This is a genomic window from Nocardia brasiliensis NBRC 14402 (assembly GCF_000308475.2).
Taxonomy (GTDB): Bacteria; Actinomycetota; Actinomycetes; order Mycobacteriales; family Mycobacteriaceae; genus Nocardia; species Nocardia brasiliensis.
This window is the reverse complement of record NZ_BAFT02000075.1, coordinates 30,185-47,361: the sequence shown is the minus strand read 5'-3', so window position 1 is coordinate 47,361 and position 17,177 is coordinate 30,185. Positions and strand designations below refer to the sequence as shown.

17 protein-coding genes are annotated in these 17,177 nt (G+C 65.9%); 7 read left to right on the top strand and 10 right to left on the bottom strand.

Translation table 11 applies throughout. The features are described 5' to 3' along the window. Positions 1–31 precede the first annotated feature (31 nt). Positions 32–475 carry a DUF6841 family protein gene (locus tag TY25_RS27380; protein ID WP_042260748.1) on the top strand — a complete coding sequence of 148 codons (444 nt, stop codon included), beginning with the start codon at positions 32–34 and terminating at the stop codon, positions 473–475. A gap of 135 nt (positions 476–610) precedes the next feature. Here TY25_RS27380 and glyA read toward each other — a convergent pair whose 3' ends face one another. Both glyA and TY25_RS27370 read right to left on the bottom strand, forming a co-directional pair. After that, positions 611–1,906, bottom strand: a complete 1,296-nt coding sequence (glyA, locus tag TY25_RS27375; protein ID WP_042260746.1) for a serine hydroxymethyltransferase — start codon at positions 1,904–1,906, stop codon at positions 611–613. A 107-nt stretch (positions 1,907–2,013) separates the two neighbouring features. Further along, positions 2,014–2,583 (bottom strand): TetR/AcrR family transcriptional regulator, encoded by a 570-nt coding sequence (locus TY25_RS27370; protein ID WP_042260744.1) that lies wholly within the window; start codon positions 2,581–2,583, stop codon positions 2,014–2,016. Positions 2,584–2,679: 96 nt separating this feature from the next. On the opposite strand from TY25_RS27370, the gene TY25_RS27365 reads away from it, so the two are divergent. Beyond that, positions 2,680–3,138 carry a PaaI family thioesterase gene (locus TY25_RS27365; RefSeq protein WP_029899322.1) on the top strand — a complete coding sequence of 153 codons (459 nt, stop codon included), beginning with the start codon at positions 2,680–2,682 and terminating at the stop codon, positions 3,136–3,138. A gap of 27 nt (positions 3,139–3,165) precedes the next feature. Beyond that, positions 3,166–3,615 carry a nitroreductase family deazaflavin-dependent oxidoreductase gene (locus TY25_RS27360; protein WP_042260741.1) on the top strand — a complete coding sequence of 150 codons (450 nt, stop codon included), beginning with the start codon at positions 3,166–3,168 and terminating at the stop codon, positions 3,613–3,615. A gap of 398 nt (positions 3,616–4,013) precedes the next feature. Here TY25_RS27360 and TY25_RS27355 read toward each other — a convergent pair whose 3' ends face one another. Next, positions 4,014–5,210, bottom strand: coding sequence for a hypothetical protein (locus TY25_RS27355; protein ID WP_042260739.1), 1,197 nt, complete (start codon positions 5,208–5,210; stop codon positions 4,014–4,016). Positions 5,211–5,402: 192 nt separating this feature from the next. On the opposite strand from TY25_RS27355, the gene coaA reads away from it, so the two are divergent. Next, the gene (gene coaA, locus TY25_RS27350; protein ID WP_014988065.1) at positions 5,403–6,335 is read left to right on the top strand and encodes a type I pantothenate kinase; all 933 of its coding nucleotides are present in this window, start codon (positions 5,403–5,405) and stop codon (positions 6,333–6,335) included. Between the two features lie 6 nt (positions 6,336–6,341). Here the strand turns inward: coaA and TY25_RS27345 are convergent, their stop codons facing one another. Together TY25_RS27345 and TY25_RS27340 are read right to left on the bottom strand one after the other, a co-directional pair. Further along, positions 6,342–6,968 carry a hypothetical protein gene (locus TY25_RS27345; protein ID WP_226887177.1) on the bottom strand — a complete coding sequence of 209 codons (627 nt, stop codon included), beginning with the start codon at positions 6,966–6,968 and terminating at the stop codon, positions 6,342–6,344. 10 nt (positions 6,969–6,978) lie between these two features. Further along, on the bottom strand, positions 6,979–7,767 hold the full coding sequence (locus TY25_RS27340; protein WP_014988067.1) for an isoprenyl transferase: 789 nt from the start codon (positions 7,765–7,767) through the stop codon (positions 6,979–6,981). A 200-nt stretch (positions 7,768–7,967) separates the two neighbouring features. On the opposite strand from TY25_RS27340, the gene trhA reads away from it, so the two are divergent. Beyond that, entirely contained in the window at positions 7,968–8,591 is a 624-nt protein-coding gene (gene trhA, locus TY25_RS27335; protein ID WP_042260791.1) for a PAQR family membrane homeostasis protein TrhA, read from the top strand. Positions 8,592–8,689: 98 nt separating this feature from the next. Then, positions 8,690–10,336 (top strand): adenylate/guanylate cyclase domain-containing protein, encoded by a 1,647-nt coding sequence (locus tag TY25_RS27330; protein ID WP_042260737.1) that lies wholly within the window; start codon positions 8,690–8,692, stop codon positions 10,334–10,336. Positions 10,337–10,658: 322 nt separating this feature from the next. Here the strand turns inward: TY25_RS27330 and TY25_RS27325 are convergent, their stop codons facing one another. After that, positions 10,659–12,734 carry a thioredoxin domain-containing protein gene (locus TY25_RS27325; protein WP_042260735.1) on the bottom strand — a complete coding sequence of 692 codons (2,076 nt, stop codon included), beginning with the start codon at positions 12,732–12,734 and terminating at the stop codon, positions 10,659–10,661. A gap of 448 nt (positions 12,735–13,182) precedes the next feature. Between TY25_RS27325 and TY25_RS27320 the strand changes: the two genes are divergently transcribed. Continuing rightward, on the top strand, positions 13,183–14,043 hold the full coding sequence (locus TY25_RS27320) for a Fic family protein (RefSeq protein ID WP_236639151.1): 861 nt from the start codon (positions 13,183–13,185) through the stop codon (positions 14,041–14,043). A 255-nt stretch (positions 14,044–14,298) separates the two neighbouring features. Here the strand turns inward: TY25_RS27320 and TY25_RS42905 are convergent, their stop codons facing one another. The 4 genes from TY25_RS42905 to TY25_RS27310 all read right to left on the bottom strand — a co-directional run bounded on the left by TY25_RS42905 (position 14,299) and on the right by TY25_RS27310 (position 17,158). Continuing rightward, positions 14,299–14,763, bottom strand: coding sequence for a hypothetical protein (locus tag TY25_RS42905; RefSeq protein ID WP_146154141.1), 465 nt, complete (start codon positions 14,761–14,763; stop codon positions 14,299–14,301). 385 nt (positions 14,764–15,148) lie between these two features. Continuing rightward, positions 15,149–15,547, bottom strand: coding sequence for a hypothetical protein (locus TY25_RS42900; protein WP_146154140.1), 399 nt, complete (start codon positions 15,545–15,547; stop codon positions 15,149–15,151). 146 nt (positions 15,548–15,693) lie between these two features. After that, positions 15,694–16,911 carry a type II toxin-antitoxin system HipA family toxin gene (locus tag TY25_RS27315; RefSeq protein WP_201773715.1) on the bottom strand — a complete coding sequence of 406 codons (1,218 nt, stop codon included), beginning with the start codon at positions 16,909–16,911 and terminating at the stop codon, positions 15,694–15,696. A 7-nt stretch (positions 16,912–16,918) separates the two neighbouring features. Beyond that, entirely contained in the window at positions 16,919–17,158 is a 240-nt protein-coding gene (locus tag TY25_RS27310) for a helix-turn-helix domain-containing protein (RefSeq protein WP_042260729.1), read from the bottom strand. Positions 17,159–17,177: the final 19 nt, after the last annotated feature.

Sequence of the window (17,177 nt, the reverse complement as noted above, 5' to 3'; positions counted from 1 at the left end):
TGGCGGCACCGCGCGTGGGTAACTCGCCGATATGACTACTACTCGGGACGAGATCGAGTCGTTTCTGGTCGAATATCGAACGGGATTGAGCACCTTCGATGCCGAGCGTTCGGTGGCGTTGTGGGGCGAGCCGGGCATGATCGTCAGTGACGCGTTCGTCGGCGCACTGTCCAGCACCGCCGACATGGCCGAGGGGCTGAAGCAGTCCTACCCGTTCTATCAGGCGCTCGGCCTCTCCTCCGTCGGTCACACGCTGCTCGAACAGGCCGACCTCACCGCCCGCGTCACCCGAATCCGCGTCCGCTGGCATTTCTATGACGGCGACGGCACGGAAATGACCGACAGCGACTACGAATACCTGCTGCGCCGCGACGACGACGGGCGACTGCACGTCCATCTGGCCGTGGCCATCGACGAGATGGAGAAGCTCGCCGCCCTCGCGGCCGCCAAGGGAATCGAGATGCCGGGCAGCTGAGGTGCCACGCGCGTCCGACTGCCCCGATTCACGTACTGCGACGGATGGCCTCGGTGAGCACGCGAGCTTCGCATACGAAACAGGCGCGCACCTCCGGTTGCGGAGGTGCGCGCCCGTTCAGGAAACCAGTGGCACTCAGCCGAGCAGGCGCCAGTCCTCCAAGCCGTCGTACAGCGGGACGCTCTGGGCGAGCTTGGTGACGCGGCCGCGCAGCGTGTCCACGTCCGAAGTGCCGGCGAGGGCGCTGGCGATGATGTCGGCGACCTCGGTGAACTCGGTGTCGCCGAAGCCGCGGGTGGCCAGCGCCGCGGTGCCGATGCGCAGGCCCGAGGTGACCATCGGCGGGCGCGGATCGAACGGAACGGCGTTGCGGTTCACCGTGATTCCGATTTCGTGCAGCAGATCCTCGCCCTGCTGGCCGTCGAGCTCGGAGTTGCGCAGATCGACGAGCACCAGGTGCACGTCGGTGCCGCCGGTGAGCACGCTGACGCCCTTGCCCTGAACATCGGCCGCGGTCAGACGGTCGGCGAGGATCTTCGCACCGGACAGGGTGCGCTCCTGCCGCTCCTTGAACTCGCCGCCGGCCGCGATCTTGAAGGCGACGGCCTTCGCGGCGATGGCGTGCATGAGCGGACCGCCCTGCTGGCCGGGGAACACCGCGCTGTTGAGCTTCTTGGCGAAGTCCTGCTTGGCCAGGATGAGGCCGGAGCGCGGACCGCCGAGGGTCTTGTGCACGGTGGACGAGACGACGTGCGCGTGCGGCACCGGCGAGGGGTGCAGACCCGCGGCGACCAGACCGGCGAAGTGCGCCATGTCCACCCACAGGTAGGCGCCGACCTCGTCGGCGATCGCGCGGAACGCGGCGAAGTCCTGCTGGCGCGGGTAGGCCGACCAGCCCGCGACGATCACCTTCGGCCGAGCCTCGAGCGCGATCTTGCGCACCTCGTCCATGTCGATGCGGTGGTCTTCCTTGCTGACCCCGTAGAAGTGCGTCTCGTAGAGCTTGCCGGAGAAGTTCAGCCGCATGCCGTGGGTCAGGTGACCGCCGTGCGCGAGGTCGAGGCCGAGCAGTTTGTCGCCCGGATCCATCAGCGCCATCAGCACCGCGGCGTTCGCCTGCGCGCCGGAATGCGGCTGCACGTTGGCGAATTCGGCGCCGAACAGTTCCTTGGCGCGGTCGCGAGCGAGGGTCTCGACGACGTCGACGTGCTCGCAGCCACCGTAGTAGCGACGGCCCGGGTAGCCCTCGGCGTACTTGTTCGTCAGCACGCTGCCCTGCGCCTGCAGCACCGCGCGCGGCACGAAATTCTCCGAGGCGATCATCTCGAGCGTGTCGCGCTCGCGGGCGAGTTCCCCCGCCATCGCGGCGGCGAGCTCCGGGTCGAGCTCACCGAGAGATTGAGTATTGACCGAGGCCGTCGTCTGCGTCACCGCCTCAGTCTATGGGCCGCCTTTGCGCCCATCAGCAGGGGGTTCGCCGCATGTCACGAACCGGCCACCGCCCTGCCGTGGCGGTGCGCTCAGCCGTCGTGGGCCCGCTACTCGGCCGCGCCGAGATAGTGGTCCAGCAGGACGCCGAGGTGTTTCTGCGCGTCGAGCAACGGCTGGGTGGACTTCATCGCGCGAGACTGGACGATGGCGCCCTCCATCGCGCTGATCACGAAACCGGCGAACGACGCGCCTTCCTCGGCCGGTAGACCTGCGGTTTCCATTGCGCTGCCGAGCTTTTCGTGCCAGTCGACGAAGGCCGCACCGGCCGCGGCCTGCACCCCGGGTTCGGATTCGGCGAGCGCGGCGCCGACGATCGGGCACCCGGTGCGGAACGAACTCGTTTCGAGCGCGTTGACCCACCAGCCGATCAGGGCGTCCAGCCACTGCTGCGCGGGACGGGACGCGGTGATCTTCTCGATCACCGCGGCGAGGCGCTCACCCGCGACCGTGGTCGCGGTGGCCACCAGCTCGCTCTTGCCGTCGGGAAAATGCTGGTAGAGCGAGTTCCGCGAGGCCTTGCCGCGGTCGAGCAGCGCGGCGAGTCCGGCCGCATGCACGCCTTGCTCGCAGACCAGTTGGATCGCGCTCTCGATCAAGCGAGCGCGGGGGCCGGTCATCCGGGCTCCTTCCGGGACACAGTTGCGTGAACCGATCGGTCCATGCTCCAATCATGACAGATGTGGACCGATCGGTTCACCGAAAGGAGCGGATCGATGTCGGAAACCACCCTCGACCTCGCACAGCTGTCCGGTCTGGAACTGCTCCGGACCGCGATGACGACGCCGGATCGCCCGCCGTTCATCGGCGACCTGCTGGGCATGGAGGTGGACCTGATCGAACAGGGCAAGGTGGTCTTCGCGGTGCGGACCAGGCCCGATTTCGCCAACCCGCTCGGCACTACGCACGGCGGCATCTGCGCGACCCTGCTGGACTCGGTGATGGGCTGTGCGGTGCATACCACGCTGGAGGCGGGCGTCGGGTACACGACGCTGGAGCTGAAGGTGAACTACATCCGCGCGGTGCCGACCGACGGACAGCGCATCACCGCCACCGGCACCACCATTCACGTCGGTCGCAGTACCGCGACCGCCGAGGGCCGCGTCGTCGACGAGCAGGGCCGCCTGGTCGCGCACGCCACCACCACCTGCGCCATCTTCCGCGGAAACCGCTGAAGCTCAACGAAAACAAGGAGCACCGCTATGCGTGAACGCAGCCCCAGCGCAGCCGTCCGCAAGTTCCGCCGCGAACGGTTTTTCGGCCGCTACTTCGCCAATCCCGCCGTCGGCCTGCTCGACCGCGTCGGCATCCGGTCCGCACTGCTCGCCGAGCTGGAGACCACCGGCGCGAAAACCGGTCAGCCGCGCCGGGTCCCGGTGACCGTCTCGATCGACCCGGACGGCGCCTGGCTCATCTCCCAGCACGGTCGGCGCTCCGGTTGGGCCCGCAATATCGTCGCCGACCCCAAAGTCCGCCTGCGCCAGGGCAAACGCTGGTACACCGGCACCGCCGCGTTCGTCCCCGACGACGATGTGGTCGCCCGCGCGCGCAGTTTCGCCACCGGACGCATTCCCGAATCCGCCGCGGAATGGACGATGAAAGCGCTGGAAAGCGACCCGATCTCGGTGCGGATCACCTTTACGCCCGCCTGAACCCCTCGACGCGTGATCTCGGCACCGCACCCCCTCGCGACGTAGCGCCGATCGACGCACCCGGTATTCTCGCCGCAGCCCCAATCCCTTGGGGCGCAACATTTCGGGTCACTCGGAATGTAACGAAACAACCATTTTCGATCGGTTAACCGGGTGCACAGTCCACCCGTCGAGGAGTCAGCATGCTCGCCTTCGTCGCAGTTCCGTCCAACCCCCTCGAAGGGCTGCTCCGCCAGCTCGCCTTCATGATGTGCACCCTCTCCGCCGGGGTGAACTGCGGAGTCATCCAGTAGGACGCACACGGCCGCCGCATAGCCGGCGCTGCCGCGATTCGCACCCGCTGCCACTGCCCGGCGGCGGGTGCGAATTCGCGTTCGGCCCCAGTACGCGGGCCGACCTCAGCCGCGGCGGATCGCGCCCGGCGTGAGCGGCTCGTCGAGCAGGCGACGGAAACGATCCGAGCGCTCCTCGGCGTCGGCCGCTCGATCCAGCCAGCCGCCGAGCAGGCGATATCCCTCGACGTAGGTGGAGATGTAGGCGCGCCAGAGCGGGGACGAGAGGAAGCGCAGCGATTGCCGGGCGCGCTCGGGGGTGACCAGACTCCAGGTCTGCAAGAACTCGGCCACCTCGTCCTGGGTGCGATGCCGGTCGTGCAGCAGCAGCGCCGCGTCCTGACGGACACTGACGAGTTTCGCGGAGGCGTCCGAAAGCCGTTCCGCCCGTTCACCGTCGAAGCGCAGGCCGAGATCGGCGTAGATCTCCTGCGCCCACTTACCCCAGCCCGGCCCGACCAGGGAGCGCAGCGCCAGGTCGGCCAGTCCCTCGGCCATCAGGCACTGCGGCGTGTTCACCAGGAACAGCGTCTGCTCGGCTTGACCCGCGGCGACCAGGCCGGCCTCCTTGCGGCAGTGCTCGGTGTGATGACCGGGGTAGGACTCGTGCGCGATCAACAGCGGCAAGTGCGTCATGTGCTGCTTGAGATCGGAGTTGATCGCCACGCGCGAGTGGAAATTGCCGAGATAGTAGTTGAACCCGGACCACGGCTTGTCGCCCACCACCTCGTAGGTGACGTGCTCGTGGTCGGGCAGCGGATAGCGGGCGCGGACCAGCTCGCGCAGCGCGCCGGAGAACGCCTCGACGCAGGCCGGCAGCCGCTCCGGCGGGATCTCGTCGGCTTTGCGGTGCGCGGCCACCCGTTCGGCCAGCGGGCCGTCGCCCATCAGGACCTCGTCCATCTGCCGGTGCGCGTCCCGGTAGTCCTCGACGTCGGCGGGCGCGATATCGACGTCGAAGTAGGCGCGCACCTCGTCGACGAATCCGATGTCGTCGCCGGCGAACTTGCGCCCGGAGCATTCCAGCGCGCGCAGGTGCACATCCAGGAACTCGGTACGCTCGGCAGTCAGCCCGGCGTCCGGCAACTCGGCGCGCAGGGCCGCCGCCCGCTGCGCCAGCTGACGCGGCTCCGGTGCGGGACCGTTCGCCACGTCGCGACGCAGTGCCGGGTCACCGGTGTACGCGTCGACGAACCCCTCTTCCAAACGGTCGAATGCCAAGCCGAGCCGCAGGTACTCGGTCACGAGTGGATGCGCTTCCATCCGACCGACATTAGCCCTCCGCCGGGTGCGGCGCGCGACACAATGACACCCGGTTACCAACAGGTACCGGTACCCCACTTTTCCCGCGCTACCGGCGCAGAGCAGAATTCGGCTATGCGGCGAAAGCTAGACCGAATCTCACTGAGCCGGCACGGTATGTGTGCGTGTTTGCCGAAGTGGAGCGTCGGGTAAGTGGCACGAATGAGCGAGCCGAGTCCGTATGTGGAATTCGACCGGAAACAGTGGCGAACTCTGCGTAAGTCGACTCCCCTGGTGCTCACCGAGGAAGAACTGAGGGGCCTGCGCGGTCTCGGCGAACAGATCGACCTCGAAGAAGTGGCCGAGGTTTATCTGCCGCTCGCTCGACTCATCCACCTCCAGGTGGCCGCGCGGCAGCGATTGTTCGCCGCCACCGCCACCTTCCTCGGCGAGACCCATCCCGATCGGCAGGTGCCGTTCGTGATCGGCGTCGCCGGTAGCGTCGCGGTCGGCAAATCGACCACCGCCCGCGTGCTGCAGGCACTGCTGGCCCGCTGGGATCACCATCCCCGGGTGGATCTGGTCACCACCGACGGATTCCTCTATCCCACCGCGGAACTCACCCGGCGCGGCATCATGCACCGCAAGGGCTTTCCGGAAAGCTATGACCGCCGCAAGCTGCTGCGATTCGTCACCGAGGTGAAATCCGGTGCGGCCGAGGTGTGCGCGCCGGTGTACTCGCACATCTCCTACGACATCGTGCCGGACAAGTTCCACTGCGTGCGCCAGCCCGACATCCTGATCGTGGAGGGCCTGAACGTGCTGCAGACCGGTCCGCGGCTGATGGTCTCGGACCTGTTCGACTTCTCGATCTACGTCGACGCCCGCATCGAGGACATCGAGAAGTGGTACGTACAAAGGTTTCTCACCCTGCGCCAGACCGCGTTCGCGAACCCGAACGCGCATTTCCACCACTACGCCGGATTCACCGACGACCAGGCGACGCACGCCGCGGAGGAGATCTGGAACAACACCAACCGGCCGAATCTGGTGGAGAACATTCTGCCCACCCGGCCGCGCGCGACACTCGTGTTGCGTAAGGACGCCGACCACGCCATCAATCGGCTGCGACTGCGTAAATTGTGATCCCGCTTACAATTTCCACGCCTCGTCGAGGCGTTTGGCCACATTGATATCGCGGGCCGCGGCAATGTGCGGTTTGTCGATCTCTTTGGCGATATAGCGCGCGATGAAACGCCGGATCTCTTGATCGACGCTGGCGAGGATGCGCAGCAACTGCCCGCGCATGGTGTCGGTGGCGACGTTGATCCGGACATCGCTGGAACGCGGCGTGGCGATGTCGATGATCACCCGCAGCGGCTCGGCCGCGCGCACGGTCAGGTGCAGATGGATGTTGCCGTCCACCTCGAATCGATGCCGATCCAAGGCCAGATCGATGAGCATGTCCACGCTGAGCGGGATCTTCAGCTGGAACGAGATCACGTCCTCGACCTCGCGGCGCACCTGCGCCTGCCCGAGTTGTACCTGCGCGCTCGCCTTGGCCAACTTCGCCGGGCCCACCCCGATCGGGCCGAAATCGAATGCCGCACCGGTCAATTGATCGAAGGCGCCGAGAATGCGCTGCTCGGAGGCGGCGTATTCGAAGAAGCGCCTGCCGAACTCCTCGTAACCGATGTACGGCCCGGCGGCCGCGACCTGCGCACCGTTGCGGCTGTCTACCTCGCGCACGACGCCCTCCCCGCCGGCGCGAGCGGCCATGCGCGCCGGACTAGATGCCGAACCTGCGATGCCTGGCCGCGTAGTCGCGCAGCGCCCGCAGGAAGTCCACACGCCGGAACTCCGGCCAGTACGCCTCGGTGAACCATATCTCCGAGTATGCGCTCTGCCACAGCAGGAAACCGGATAGACGCTGCTCACCGGAGGTGCGAATGACCAGATCCGGATCGGGCTGACCCGAGGTGTAGAGATGCTGGCCGATCGCGTTCACGGTGATCGACTGCACCAGATCCTCGCCGGTCTCCCCCGCCGCGATCTCCTGGCGGACCAGCGAGCGCACCGCGTCGGTGATCTCCTGCCGGCCGCCGTAGCCGATGGCCACGTTGACGTGCACCCCGTTGCGGTCCTCGGTGCGCTCGGCGGCGGTGCGGATGCGCTTGGCGATCAGCTCGGGGAATCCGTCGAGCGAGCCGACGACGCGCACGCTCCAATTCTGTTCCGGCGCCGACAGTTCCTCGACCACGTCGGTGATCACCTCGAACAACGTCTCCAGCTCGTCGGGATCGCGCTGCAGGTTCTCGGTGGAGAGCAGGTAGACGGTGACCATCTCGATGCCCTCGGCCTGACACCAGCCGACGAGCTCGGCGATCTTCACCGCGCCGACGCGGTGGCCGTGGCTCACATCGGCGAAACCGTTCTCCCGAGCCCAGCGCCGATTACCATCGCACATCACCGCGACGTGGCGGGGATGTTGTTTGCCGGCCAGCTGCTTGGTCAGCCGGGCCTCGTAGATGCGATACGGCAAACCCCGCACCTGAACCGGAAGCTCCACGCGGGCCACCCTACGCCCCACGGGCAGGATCCTGTCAGCCACCGCACATCCCGGTACAGTGACGAAGGGGCGGTAACCTACGGTTCCGTAGGTTACCGGTGAGTTCAACCAGGAGGTAGCTCGTGTCCGAATCCGTCGGTGCCACCGACTCCGGCGTGGTCGCGGGATCGGCGCCGGAGTCGCTCGCCGAGGCGCTGATCAAACCCCGGATGCGCGGCTGGATCCACACCTGGGCGGTCGGCGTCGCGGCCATCGCGGCCATCGTGCTGATCGCGAAGGCGGCGACCCTCTCGGCGACCGCGGGCTGGTCCACCCTGGTCTACGGCTTGACCGTCTGCGGCCTGTTCGGCATCAGCGCGATCTATCACCGGATCACCTGGCCGACCACGCAGGCCCGGATCCGGATGAAGCGCGCGGACCACTCGATGATCTTCCTGTTCATCGCGGGCAGCTACACCCCGTTCGCGCTGCTCGGCCTGCCCGGCCGCACGGGACAGACGCTGCTGGCCGTGGTGTGGGCGGGCGCCCTGGCCGGAGTCGCGCTGAAACTGTTGTGGCCCACCGCGCCCCGCTGGGTGGGCGTGCCGCTCTACCTGCTGCTCGGCTGGGCGATCGTGCCGGTCGCGGGCCAGCTGAACACCAATATCGGTATCGCACCGCTGATCCTGCTGCTCATCGGCGGACTGCTCTACAGCGGCGGCGCGATCCTCTACGCCACCAAATGGCCCAACCCGTGGCCGGCCGTCTTCGGCCACCACGAGTTCTTCCACGCCGCGACGGTGCTCGCCGCGCTGACGCACTACATCGCGGTCTGGCTGGTCGTACTGCGCTGACCTGCACAATCGGCCGGGCACACCGGCAGAATGCCTGGTTTTCACCGATTCGGCAATAAAGTCGGCAGCGACATCGGAACGACAATGGCGGCGCAGCGATGGCACAGCGGAGCGGAAACGAGGTGCACGGCATGATCGCGCGGCTGGTCATCTGGGCGCTGAAGGCACGCGCCGGGCTGGCTGCGGTGGTGATCGCCGCCAACCTCAGCGGTCTCGGGGTGATCGTCACCGAGCTGTGGCTCAGCGGGTCGCTCAGCATGCTCGGCGACAACTGGCTCCGATCCGTCATCCTGGCGGGCATCTACCCGACCGTCGGATTCGTGGCCGGCGTCGCGCTCGCGGTGCGCGACCGCTCGTACCATTTCGGCTGGCTCGACCAGGGGCGCAAGCCGACCGAGGACGAGGCGCGGCAGGTGCTACGGCTGCCGCTCATCATCACCACCCGAGCCTTCGCGGTGTGGATCACCGGCGTGATCGTCGCCACGATCACGCTGATGAACCTCGCACCCGACAACGATCCCGCCGTGATGGCCGCGCTGTTCACCCTGGGCGGGGCCGAATCGGTCGGGCTCACCTTCCTCATCGTGGACCGGTTGATCCGGCCGACCATTCCGGTGGTCGCCGCGGTGCTCGGGCCGACCATGCACTGGAGTTCGAGCGTGCTGGTCCGGGTGGTGGTGAGCTGGGCGGTGGCCGGCGCGCTGCCGCTGCTGATGCTGATCGTGGTGCTGGCCAACCCGGCGGCTGCCCCGACCGACCGCATCCGCACCGCCATCTACCTTTCCATCGTCGGCCTGGCCGTCGGCGCGATCGCCACCGCCTTCCTGGCCCGCGCCGTCGCCTCGCCGATGCGCACGCTGCGCCGGGCGCTGGATCGGATCACCAAAGGCGATCTCGGCGTGCGGGTTCCGGTCGGCAGCACCAGCGAGATCGGGCGACTGGAGAACTCGGTCAACGAACTCGCCGCGAATCTGTCCGAGCGGCAGCGGATGCGCGACCTGTTCGGCAGGCACGTCGGCAACGAGGTGGCCGAACGGGCACTGGCCGGCGGTGTCGACCTGACCGGTGACGTGCGCGAGGTGACCGCACTGTTCGTCGACGTGACCGGCTCGGTCGAGCTGTCCACCGGACTGCCCCCGGAAGAGTTCGTGGCCAAGCTGAACCGGCTGCTCGCCACCGTGGTCGCGGCCACCGAGGAGAACAACGGACTGGTCAACAAGTTCGAAGGCGATGCGGCGCTGTGTATCTTCGGCGCCCCGATCGAACTGCGCGACAACGCGACTCCCGCGCTGCGCGCCGCCCGCCGGATCCGGGACGAAGTGCTGGCCGCGGGGGAGCTCGATATCGGCATCGGCGTCGCGCGCGGACCGGTCTTCGCGGGCAACGTCGGCTCCGACACCCGCCTGGAATACACCGTCATCGGCGATGCCGTGAACGAGGCCGCCCGTCTCACCACCGAGGCCAAAGAGGCGCCGCGCCGAATCCTGGTGAGCGGTGCGGTCATCGCCGCCGCGGCATCACACGAACGCACCAAATGGGTGCACTACGAAACCATCCTGCTGCGCGGCATGCACACCCCGACCGCCTGCTGGACCGACAACGACCGGCGCACCGCCGCTCGCCCCAGCCCGGTCACCACCGGCACCGCCGCCGAACGCGTGATCGACGGCAGCGCCATCGCAGACCCCCTCATCAAACGCAGCCCGGTAGCCGAAGCCCGCACCGCCACAACGGAACCCGAATGACCCCGTGGGTTCGAATCGGTCACCCGATCACCAGGTAACGGTGGCGGCATCGGCCGAGAACGCAACACCACCATTACCTGGTGATCAACAGTCCAGCACCTGCCGGGCGGCCGCTTGGACGTAGTCGAGTGGCTGACCGCCACTTCAGGTGGAGAGCGGCGTGCAGTTCGTCTGCGGCGCCTACTGGAAGGTCGCAGACCGAGCCGCGGCAAGGGAGCCGCAAGCGGCGCGCGGCGGGACGCGCGGATCCCACGGCTCAACTAGTCGTCTCAGCCGCCACCGAGACACTCGCTTACGAACGCCCGCGCCCCCGTCCGCTACTTCAGGTGAGAGCGGCGCGTAGTTCGTCTGCGGTGCCTACCGGGAGGTCGCAGACCGAGCCGCGGCATACGTAGGCGGCGGGTCCGCCGTTGAGCAGGGGGCGGTCGGCTAGGAGTGGGACGGCATCCGGGGCGGCGGCGAGGATGATCGCCCCGCCCGGTGCGGCGGCGCGGGCGGCGGCCAGTAATTCGGCTGGGGCGTCGGGGGATTCGGCGGCGATGGCGATCTGCAGTGGGCCCTGCAGCGCGGCCTCGGCGACCGTGAGCCACTGTCCTGCCGAGCGGGGGGCGCGGGCCAGTACGACCGCGCCGCGCTGCAAGGTCTGCTCGGCCAGTTCGCGGTACGGGATGGCCAGGTCGGGTTCGCTGGTGGCGGCGGCTGTGAGCAGGGCTTCGGCGAGGGACGAGGCGCCGGCCGGGGTCGCGCCGTCGATCGGGTCGCGCGGGCGGGTGACCAAGGTTTCCGCATCGTCGGCGGTGTCGAACCAGCTGCCGGGGGTCGCGGGGTCGGCGAAATGCTGAATCGCGGTGTCCAGCAGGCGTTGCGCGTGCTGGAGCCAATCCAGCTCGCCGGTGGCCTGATGCAGTGCGAGCAGGCCGGTGACGAGCCACGCGTAATCCTCGAGCACGCCGGGCGACGCACCCGCCACCCCGTGCAACGACGCTCGGCGCACCCGCCCGTCTATCACGTGCTCGGACAACAGGAATCGAGCACAGCGGGCAGCGGCCGCCACCCAGTCGTCCGCGCCGAACGCGGCGCCCGCTTCGGCCAGCGCGGTGATGGCCATGCCGTTCCACGCGGTGACCACCTTGTCGTCGCGGTCGGGCTGGGGTCGTCCGTCGCGGACCTTGCGCAGGGTCGCCCGGACCCGTTCGAGTCGATCGTGTTCCGCCGCTTCGGGTTCGGTGTACCGGGTGAGCACCGAGGTGCCCTGCTCGAAGTTTCCGGCCGTGGACACTCCGAAAAAGGCTGCGGCCCAAGCACCGTCGTCGGGGCCGAGTTCGCCGATCAGTTCGGCGGGCGTCCAGACATAGGTGGCGCCCTCCACCCCTGGCTTACCAGCTTCCACGTGCGTGTCCGCGTCCAGCGCGGAGGCGAAACCACCGTGCTCGGTACCGAGATCGTCGAGCAGGAACTGAACCGTCTCCCGCGTGACCCGGTGCGCCAACGATTCCGGCGGCTCCCGGCGCGCCAGATGCGCGTAGGCGCGCAGCAATTGCGCGTTGTCGTACAACATCTTCTCGAAATGCGGGATCACCCAGGCGGCGTCGACGGAATACCGAGCGAAACCACCACGCAGCTGGTCGTAGATGCCGCCCCGCGCCATCGCGTCGGCGGTGCGAACGACCACCGCGTGCACCGCTTGGTCACCCGTTCGTTCCCAGCTGCGCAGCAGGCCTTCCAGCAGCGCCGACGGCGGAAACTTCGGCGCCCCACCGAATCCGCCGTGTTTCGGGTCCTCGTCCCGCAGCGCCGCCGCGACCGCGTGGTCGAGCAGTTCCGGCACGATCGTGAACTCCGAGTCCGGCAGTCCCGCGGCCTGCGCCTGCAGCGCCTCGGTCACCTGCGCCGAAGCCTGATCGACCTCATCACGCCGGTGCTGCCAGGTATCCGTGATCGCCGTGAGCAGCTGCGTGAACGACGGCATCCCGCCGCGCGGCACCTTCGGGTAGTACGTTCCGCAGTAGAACGGCTCCCCCGCCGGGGTCAGGAAGCACGTCATCGGCCACCCGCCCTGCCCGGTCATCGCGACCGTCGCATTCATGTACACCGCATCCAGATCGGGCCGCTCCTCCCGATCCACCTTCACGCACACGAAGTTGTCGTTCATCAACTCCGCCGTCGCCGCATCCTCGAACGACTCGTGCGCCATCACATGACACCAGTGACAGCTCGCGTACCCCACCGACAACAGGATCGGCACGTCCCGCTCCCGCGCCTCGCCCAGCGCCGCGGCATCCCACTCCCGCCAGTGAACTGGATTGTCGGCATGCTGACGCAGGTAGGGAGATGTCGCAGCAGCCAATTGGTTCACGCTTCCAGCCTGCCATACCAGGCGCACGCAAACCCGATCCATCCTCACCTCTCACGTGCGAAATCAACTCGGATTGATCGTTGCGTTAGTCCGAGTTATAAGTTTAAATCGGACTAAGGTCGTGGTTTTTCCGGGTTAGGAGGCGTCTGTGTCGACAGAGTGGCCCGCGCACGCCCGGGAGCGGCGAGCGTGGCAGCAGACGCATCGCGGCGGCACCCGGGACGATCGAATGCTGCGTGCGATCGAGGTGTCCCTGCCACCGAGGATCGCCAGCCAGACAGTCGACATCGATGCTGCGCTGTCGGCCGAATTGGAGGCGGCAGTTCGGGAGATCGCGGTGTTGGACGCCGCCCATGGGGACCAACTCGAGGCGTTGGGGTTACTGCTATTGCGCACCGAGTCGGTAGCGTCATCGAAGATCGAAGCCATCGACGCCGATCTCGACGACTACGCTCGCGCGCTACACGGCATTCGGAGCAACCCTTCGGCGATGGCGATGGCCGCCGCAACAGCTGCGCTGGACGCGCTGATTGGCTCCGCCTCCCGAGAGCGCCGGGTCACCATACCGAATTTCCTTGCCGCGCATCGCATTCTCATGGCCGACGACAAGTACGAACACAAGCATGCCGGGCGCTTCCGGGACATGCAGAACTGGATTGGCGGCAGCGATCATTCGCCGCGTGGTTCGATCTACATTCCGCCACCACCGGACACCGTGGCCGATTACATGGCCGATCTAGAGACGTTCGTCAACCGGAGCGATCTGTCGGCGCTCGCGCAAGCCGCGGTCGCGCACGCGCAGTTCGAGTCCATCCATCCGTTCACCGACGGCAACGGCCGGATCGGGCGGGCGCTCATCAACAGTGTGCTGCGGTTGCGTGGCGTAACCACACTGGTGGTGGTTCCGCTCGCGTCGGCACTGGTAGCCCGGCGCGACCGCTACTTCGAGCTGCTCACGCTCTACCGGACAGGTGACGTGCGGCCGCTCATCTCGGATTTCGCGCGATGTGCGGCGATCGCGGCCGCACAGTCGCGAACGACAGCCGAGCGGCTGCGCGACGAGATCCCACGCGAGTGGCGCGAGATGCTCGGCGGCGTGCGCGCCGGCAGCGCCGCCGCTGCATTGCTCGAACACCTACCTGCCCACCCGACCCTGTCCGCCGAAGAGGCGCAAGCCCTGACAAAAGCTTCTCGCAGTAGTGTTTTCGCGGCAATCGACCGCTTGGCCGAAGCCGGCGTACTACGGCCCCTCACCGACCGGAAACGCAACCAGATCTGGGGCGCCGGCGCAGTCCTCGACGAACTCGACGACCTCGGCGTCCGGATCGCCGACGCGGCTCGCCCACTGTGATCATGTCGGCGACTTGCGCTGGGTTGTCGATACGAACTACGAGTCGCACCCGCCGTGCCCAACCGGCGAGGACGGCATCGTCTCACAATTCACGGTCTGTATCCGCCCGTCGTAGGCAAGACCGGCTACGCGCCGTACCGTGGCCGTTCCGGACCCGGCCGCCCGTCCATCGCTTCTCGACACGGGCCGTCGCTCAGCAGAAGGGAATTCCCATGAGTACGACCGCCGCCTTCCCCGGCGCCACCGCGTCCTTCACTAGTCGGCCACAGGGGCAATCGAGCAAAGATCCGCACCTAGCCCCACCAATCGGCGCATGACGTTCGCCGGAGCATCTGACAGTTTATATTTGTTTCCGCTTCGTATTGCACCACGAACGAGGTCATGCGAAAGAAATTTCAAACACTCCTCCACCGCAGAAGAAGCCGGACGCGGCGACATCTCTTTCCGGAGAGCATAGTTTATGTTTTCCAAGCTGATATACCCGTCGAGCAGTGGATCCTCTTCACGTGCCTCCGCGTAAAGAAGCTCGATGATCTTCGTAAGCAACTCGGCAGACCGAGCGGAGGCCGAATACTGCTCCTCGATATCGGCCAAATCGTCGCCATCACGCTGAAAAAGGACTCGTAGCTCCGTTAGCGTCAACGGGTGCACCAGATGACGCTGGACAAGCGTTGCCAGATCTTCGGATGTCAGTAGCGTGAATTTGTTATTGAAGCGCACTGTTCATAGTATTGATCCATCGAGATGCTATCGCCGACCAGGTCCAATAGCGCCCTGATCGCATCGAATGGCGACTGCGAACCCGGGCTATCGCCTCTATCGGGAGCCTTTCGGCCGCGAGGAATATATCCAATGATCACTTTTCGGGCGCGTTGATGCGACAGAGCAACCTGAGCACTTTCACTCGGCGGAACAAGTACAACTTCCTCATCTTCCTCATCTCGTCGAATCCCCACCACGTCACTTGGGTTTGCAAGCGTCACGCGCTGCAGGAAATTCCGGCCAGAATCGGTGGTTACAAACTTGCTATTCCCCCACCGCTCCACGAGCCCCAACAACTCCATCCAGCTTATACGCCGATGAACCTGATCTGCGCTTGTCCACATCAAACCATAATCTTTGGCAACCCGGAGAAGATCTCGCTGGCTATGGACGCCTTCGATCTCCTCAACAACTCGCCAAAAAACTTCACATTGGCGTGAAGATGATCAGCAAGATCCGAATTGCGGCCCGTGTCGAGCCAGTTTTTCGCAGCATCTGTGGTTATCCACATATCTTTTTCTCGCCGCACCAGCGCACCGCGAGACAGCTGCTTTCCGCAAATGTCATCGACCGGCACAGATACTTCCTTGCCACTTGCCATCTTGATGCGAATTTCATGCCCAGATTTAATGGTCAATTGATCAAGAATATCTTTCAACGCCTCCTGTCGAGATTCCTTCTTCCCGGGGACGAAGCCAATTGTATTGGAACGTTCGCCCCAAGGGCGGAGAGCTGCTGTCACGGGTGGCCTCCAAGCGAGCATCACGACCTCGTCAACTTACGGAGGGAACGTTAGCAAGCGAGACCGACATACAGTCGCGGATTCAAGGCTCGGCCTCATCAGCTCAGTTCGATCTAACATTACGAAACCAGCTGTGCTACATGATGTCAGGAATCGCCAGCCGCTCGCCCCGCTGCCAAGTTGGCAGCGAAGCGGGCGATATCGACGGGCAGGCTCGGGTGTGCCGCTGGATGCGGCGATTCTGTCGCAGCAACCTCGATCACGGTGTCGAGCAATCCATCAACGATCTGTTCGGCATCGGACACTCCCCAAGACTGACCGTCGGCCACGAGATGTGCACGGGTGATCGCCCGGTGGCGGTACTCACCGTCGATTGCGAGCGCCATCTCTCCGTCATTGGGTTGGTGCACCTGCGGGACAAAGTCGTAGGCCGGCGCCAGCGTCGCAGTCCCGTCCGAACGATGCAGCATGGAAATGTTCTTCGCGTGCATGTCCAGGTTGCCAACAGCAACCGCTAACGTGACCATCCGCAGCAGCCGTTCCAGAGAGGAACGATCAGCGATCGCGGACAAGACAGCGGCGATGCGTGCCAAATCGACTCGCCCACCGAACTTCTGATATTTCTGATCCCCACTGGCACCGAGCACCTGGTTGAAATCTTCCTGGTGAATCCGCACGACCTCCGAGTCGGCTACCCGGTCGTACCGCTCGATCACCACGGCAGGCGTGCCCTCGAATTCCTCGATCCAGGTGTCGAACTCCGCCAGCCCCGCCGCACGGGCAAAGCGCGAACCATACTCCTCGTCGTAAATGATGGTCGGATTATCTCGGGATGCCGGCTTGAGAATATGCGTCGACGGGTAGCCGTCGATCACCCGGTTCCAACGATCGCTGGTGCGAGCGAGCACGATCTTGTCCTGGACACCTGCCAAGGAAGTCTTTCCACCGATAGGTTTGTTGCCCAGCGGGTTGTCCTGCACGTTGTTGAGCATGTGCGCGACCCCTGCGGCCGTGAGTTGCTCCAGTCCGGGGACCTTCGGCTCGCCAGGAACGTCCGGATCCCAAATCTGCAGGGCACCGGCGACATCACGTCCATAGCGCCGGAGCAAACCGATGACATCTTGTTCTGCCAGATCCCCCTCCATCGCCATCCGAATCCGCATCCGGCCTTCGGGAAGAAGCTCCCGGAAATAGTTCTGGCGTCGGGCCTTATGACCACGGGTTGCGATGGCCGCCAAAGGGATAGATACAGACAAAATCGAACTGTCGAGCCCAAACCTGGCGATCGCCTCTGCATCGGCGACGAAATCGAAGTTGCGCCATGTACCAGCGATCCTTCCGATGCGAGTGTCGTACAACTCCACGACGAGGTCACCCACGGCGGTTCTCAGGTTCGATGGTGGCAGTGAGTTCCATCCCGGTCTCTCGCATCATCGCGAACAATCGCTTGGTGTAGATCGACGGCTTACCTGCCTCGATCTCCCAGATATAGCGCTGGGTAGTGCCGAGGCGCTCCGCAAGCTCACGTTGACTCAACCCGCTCAGCAGCCGTGCCTGCTGGAGAATTCGCCCCAGCGATTCAGCACTGGTGACCTTGCCCGCGTACTCCATGACACCTCCCTGACTACCT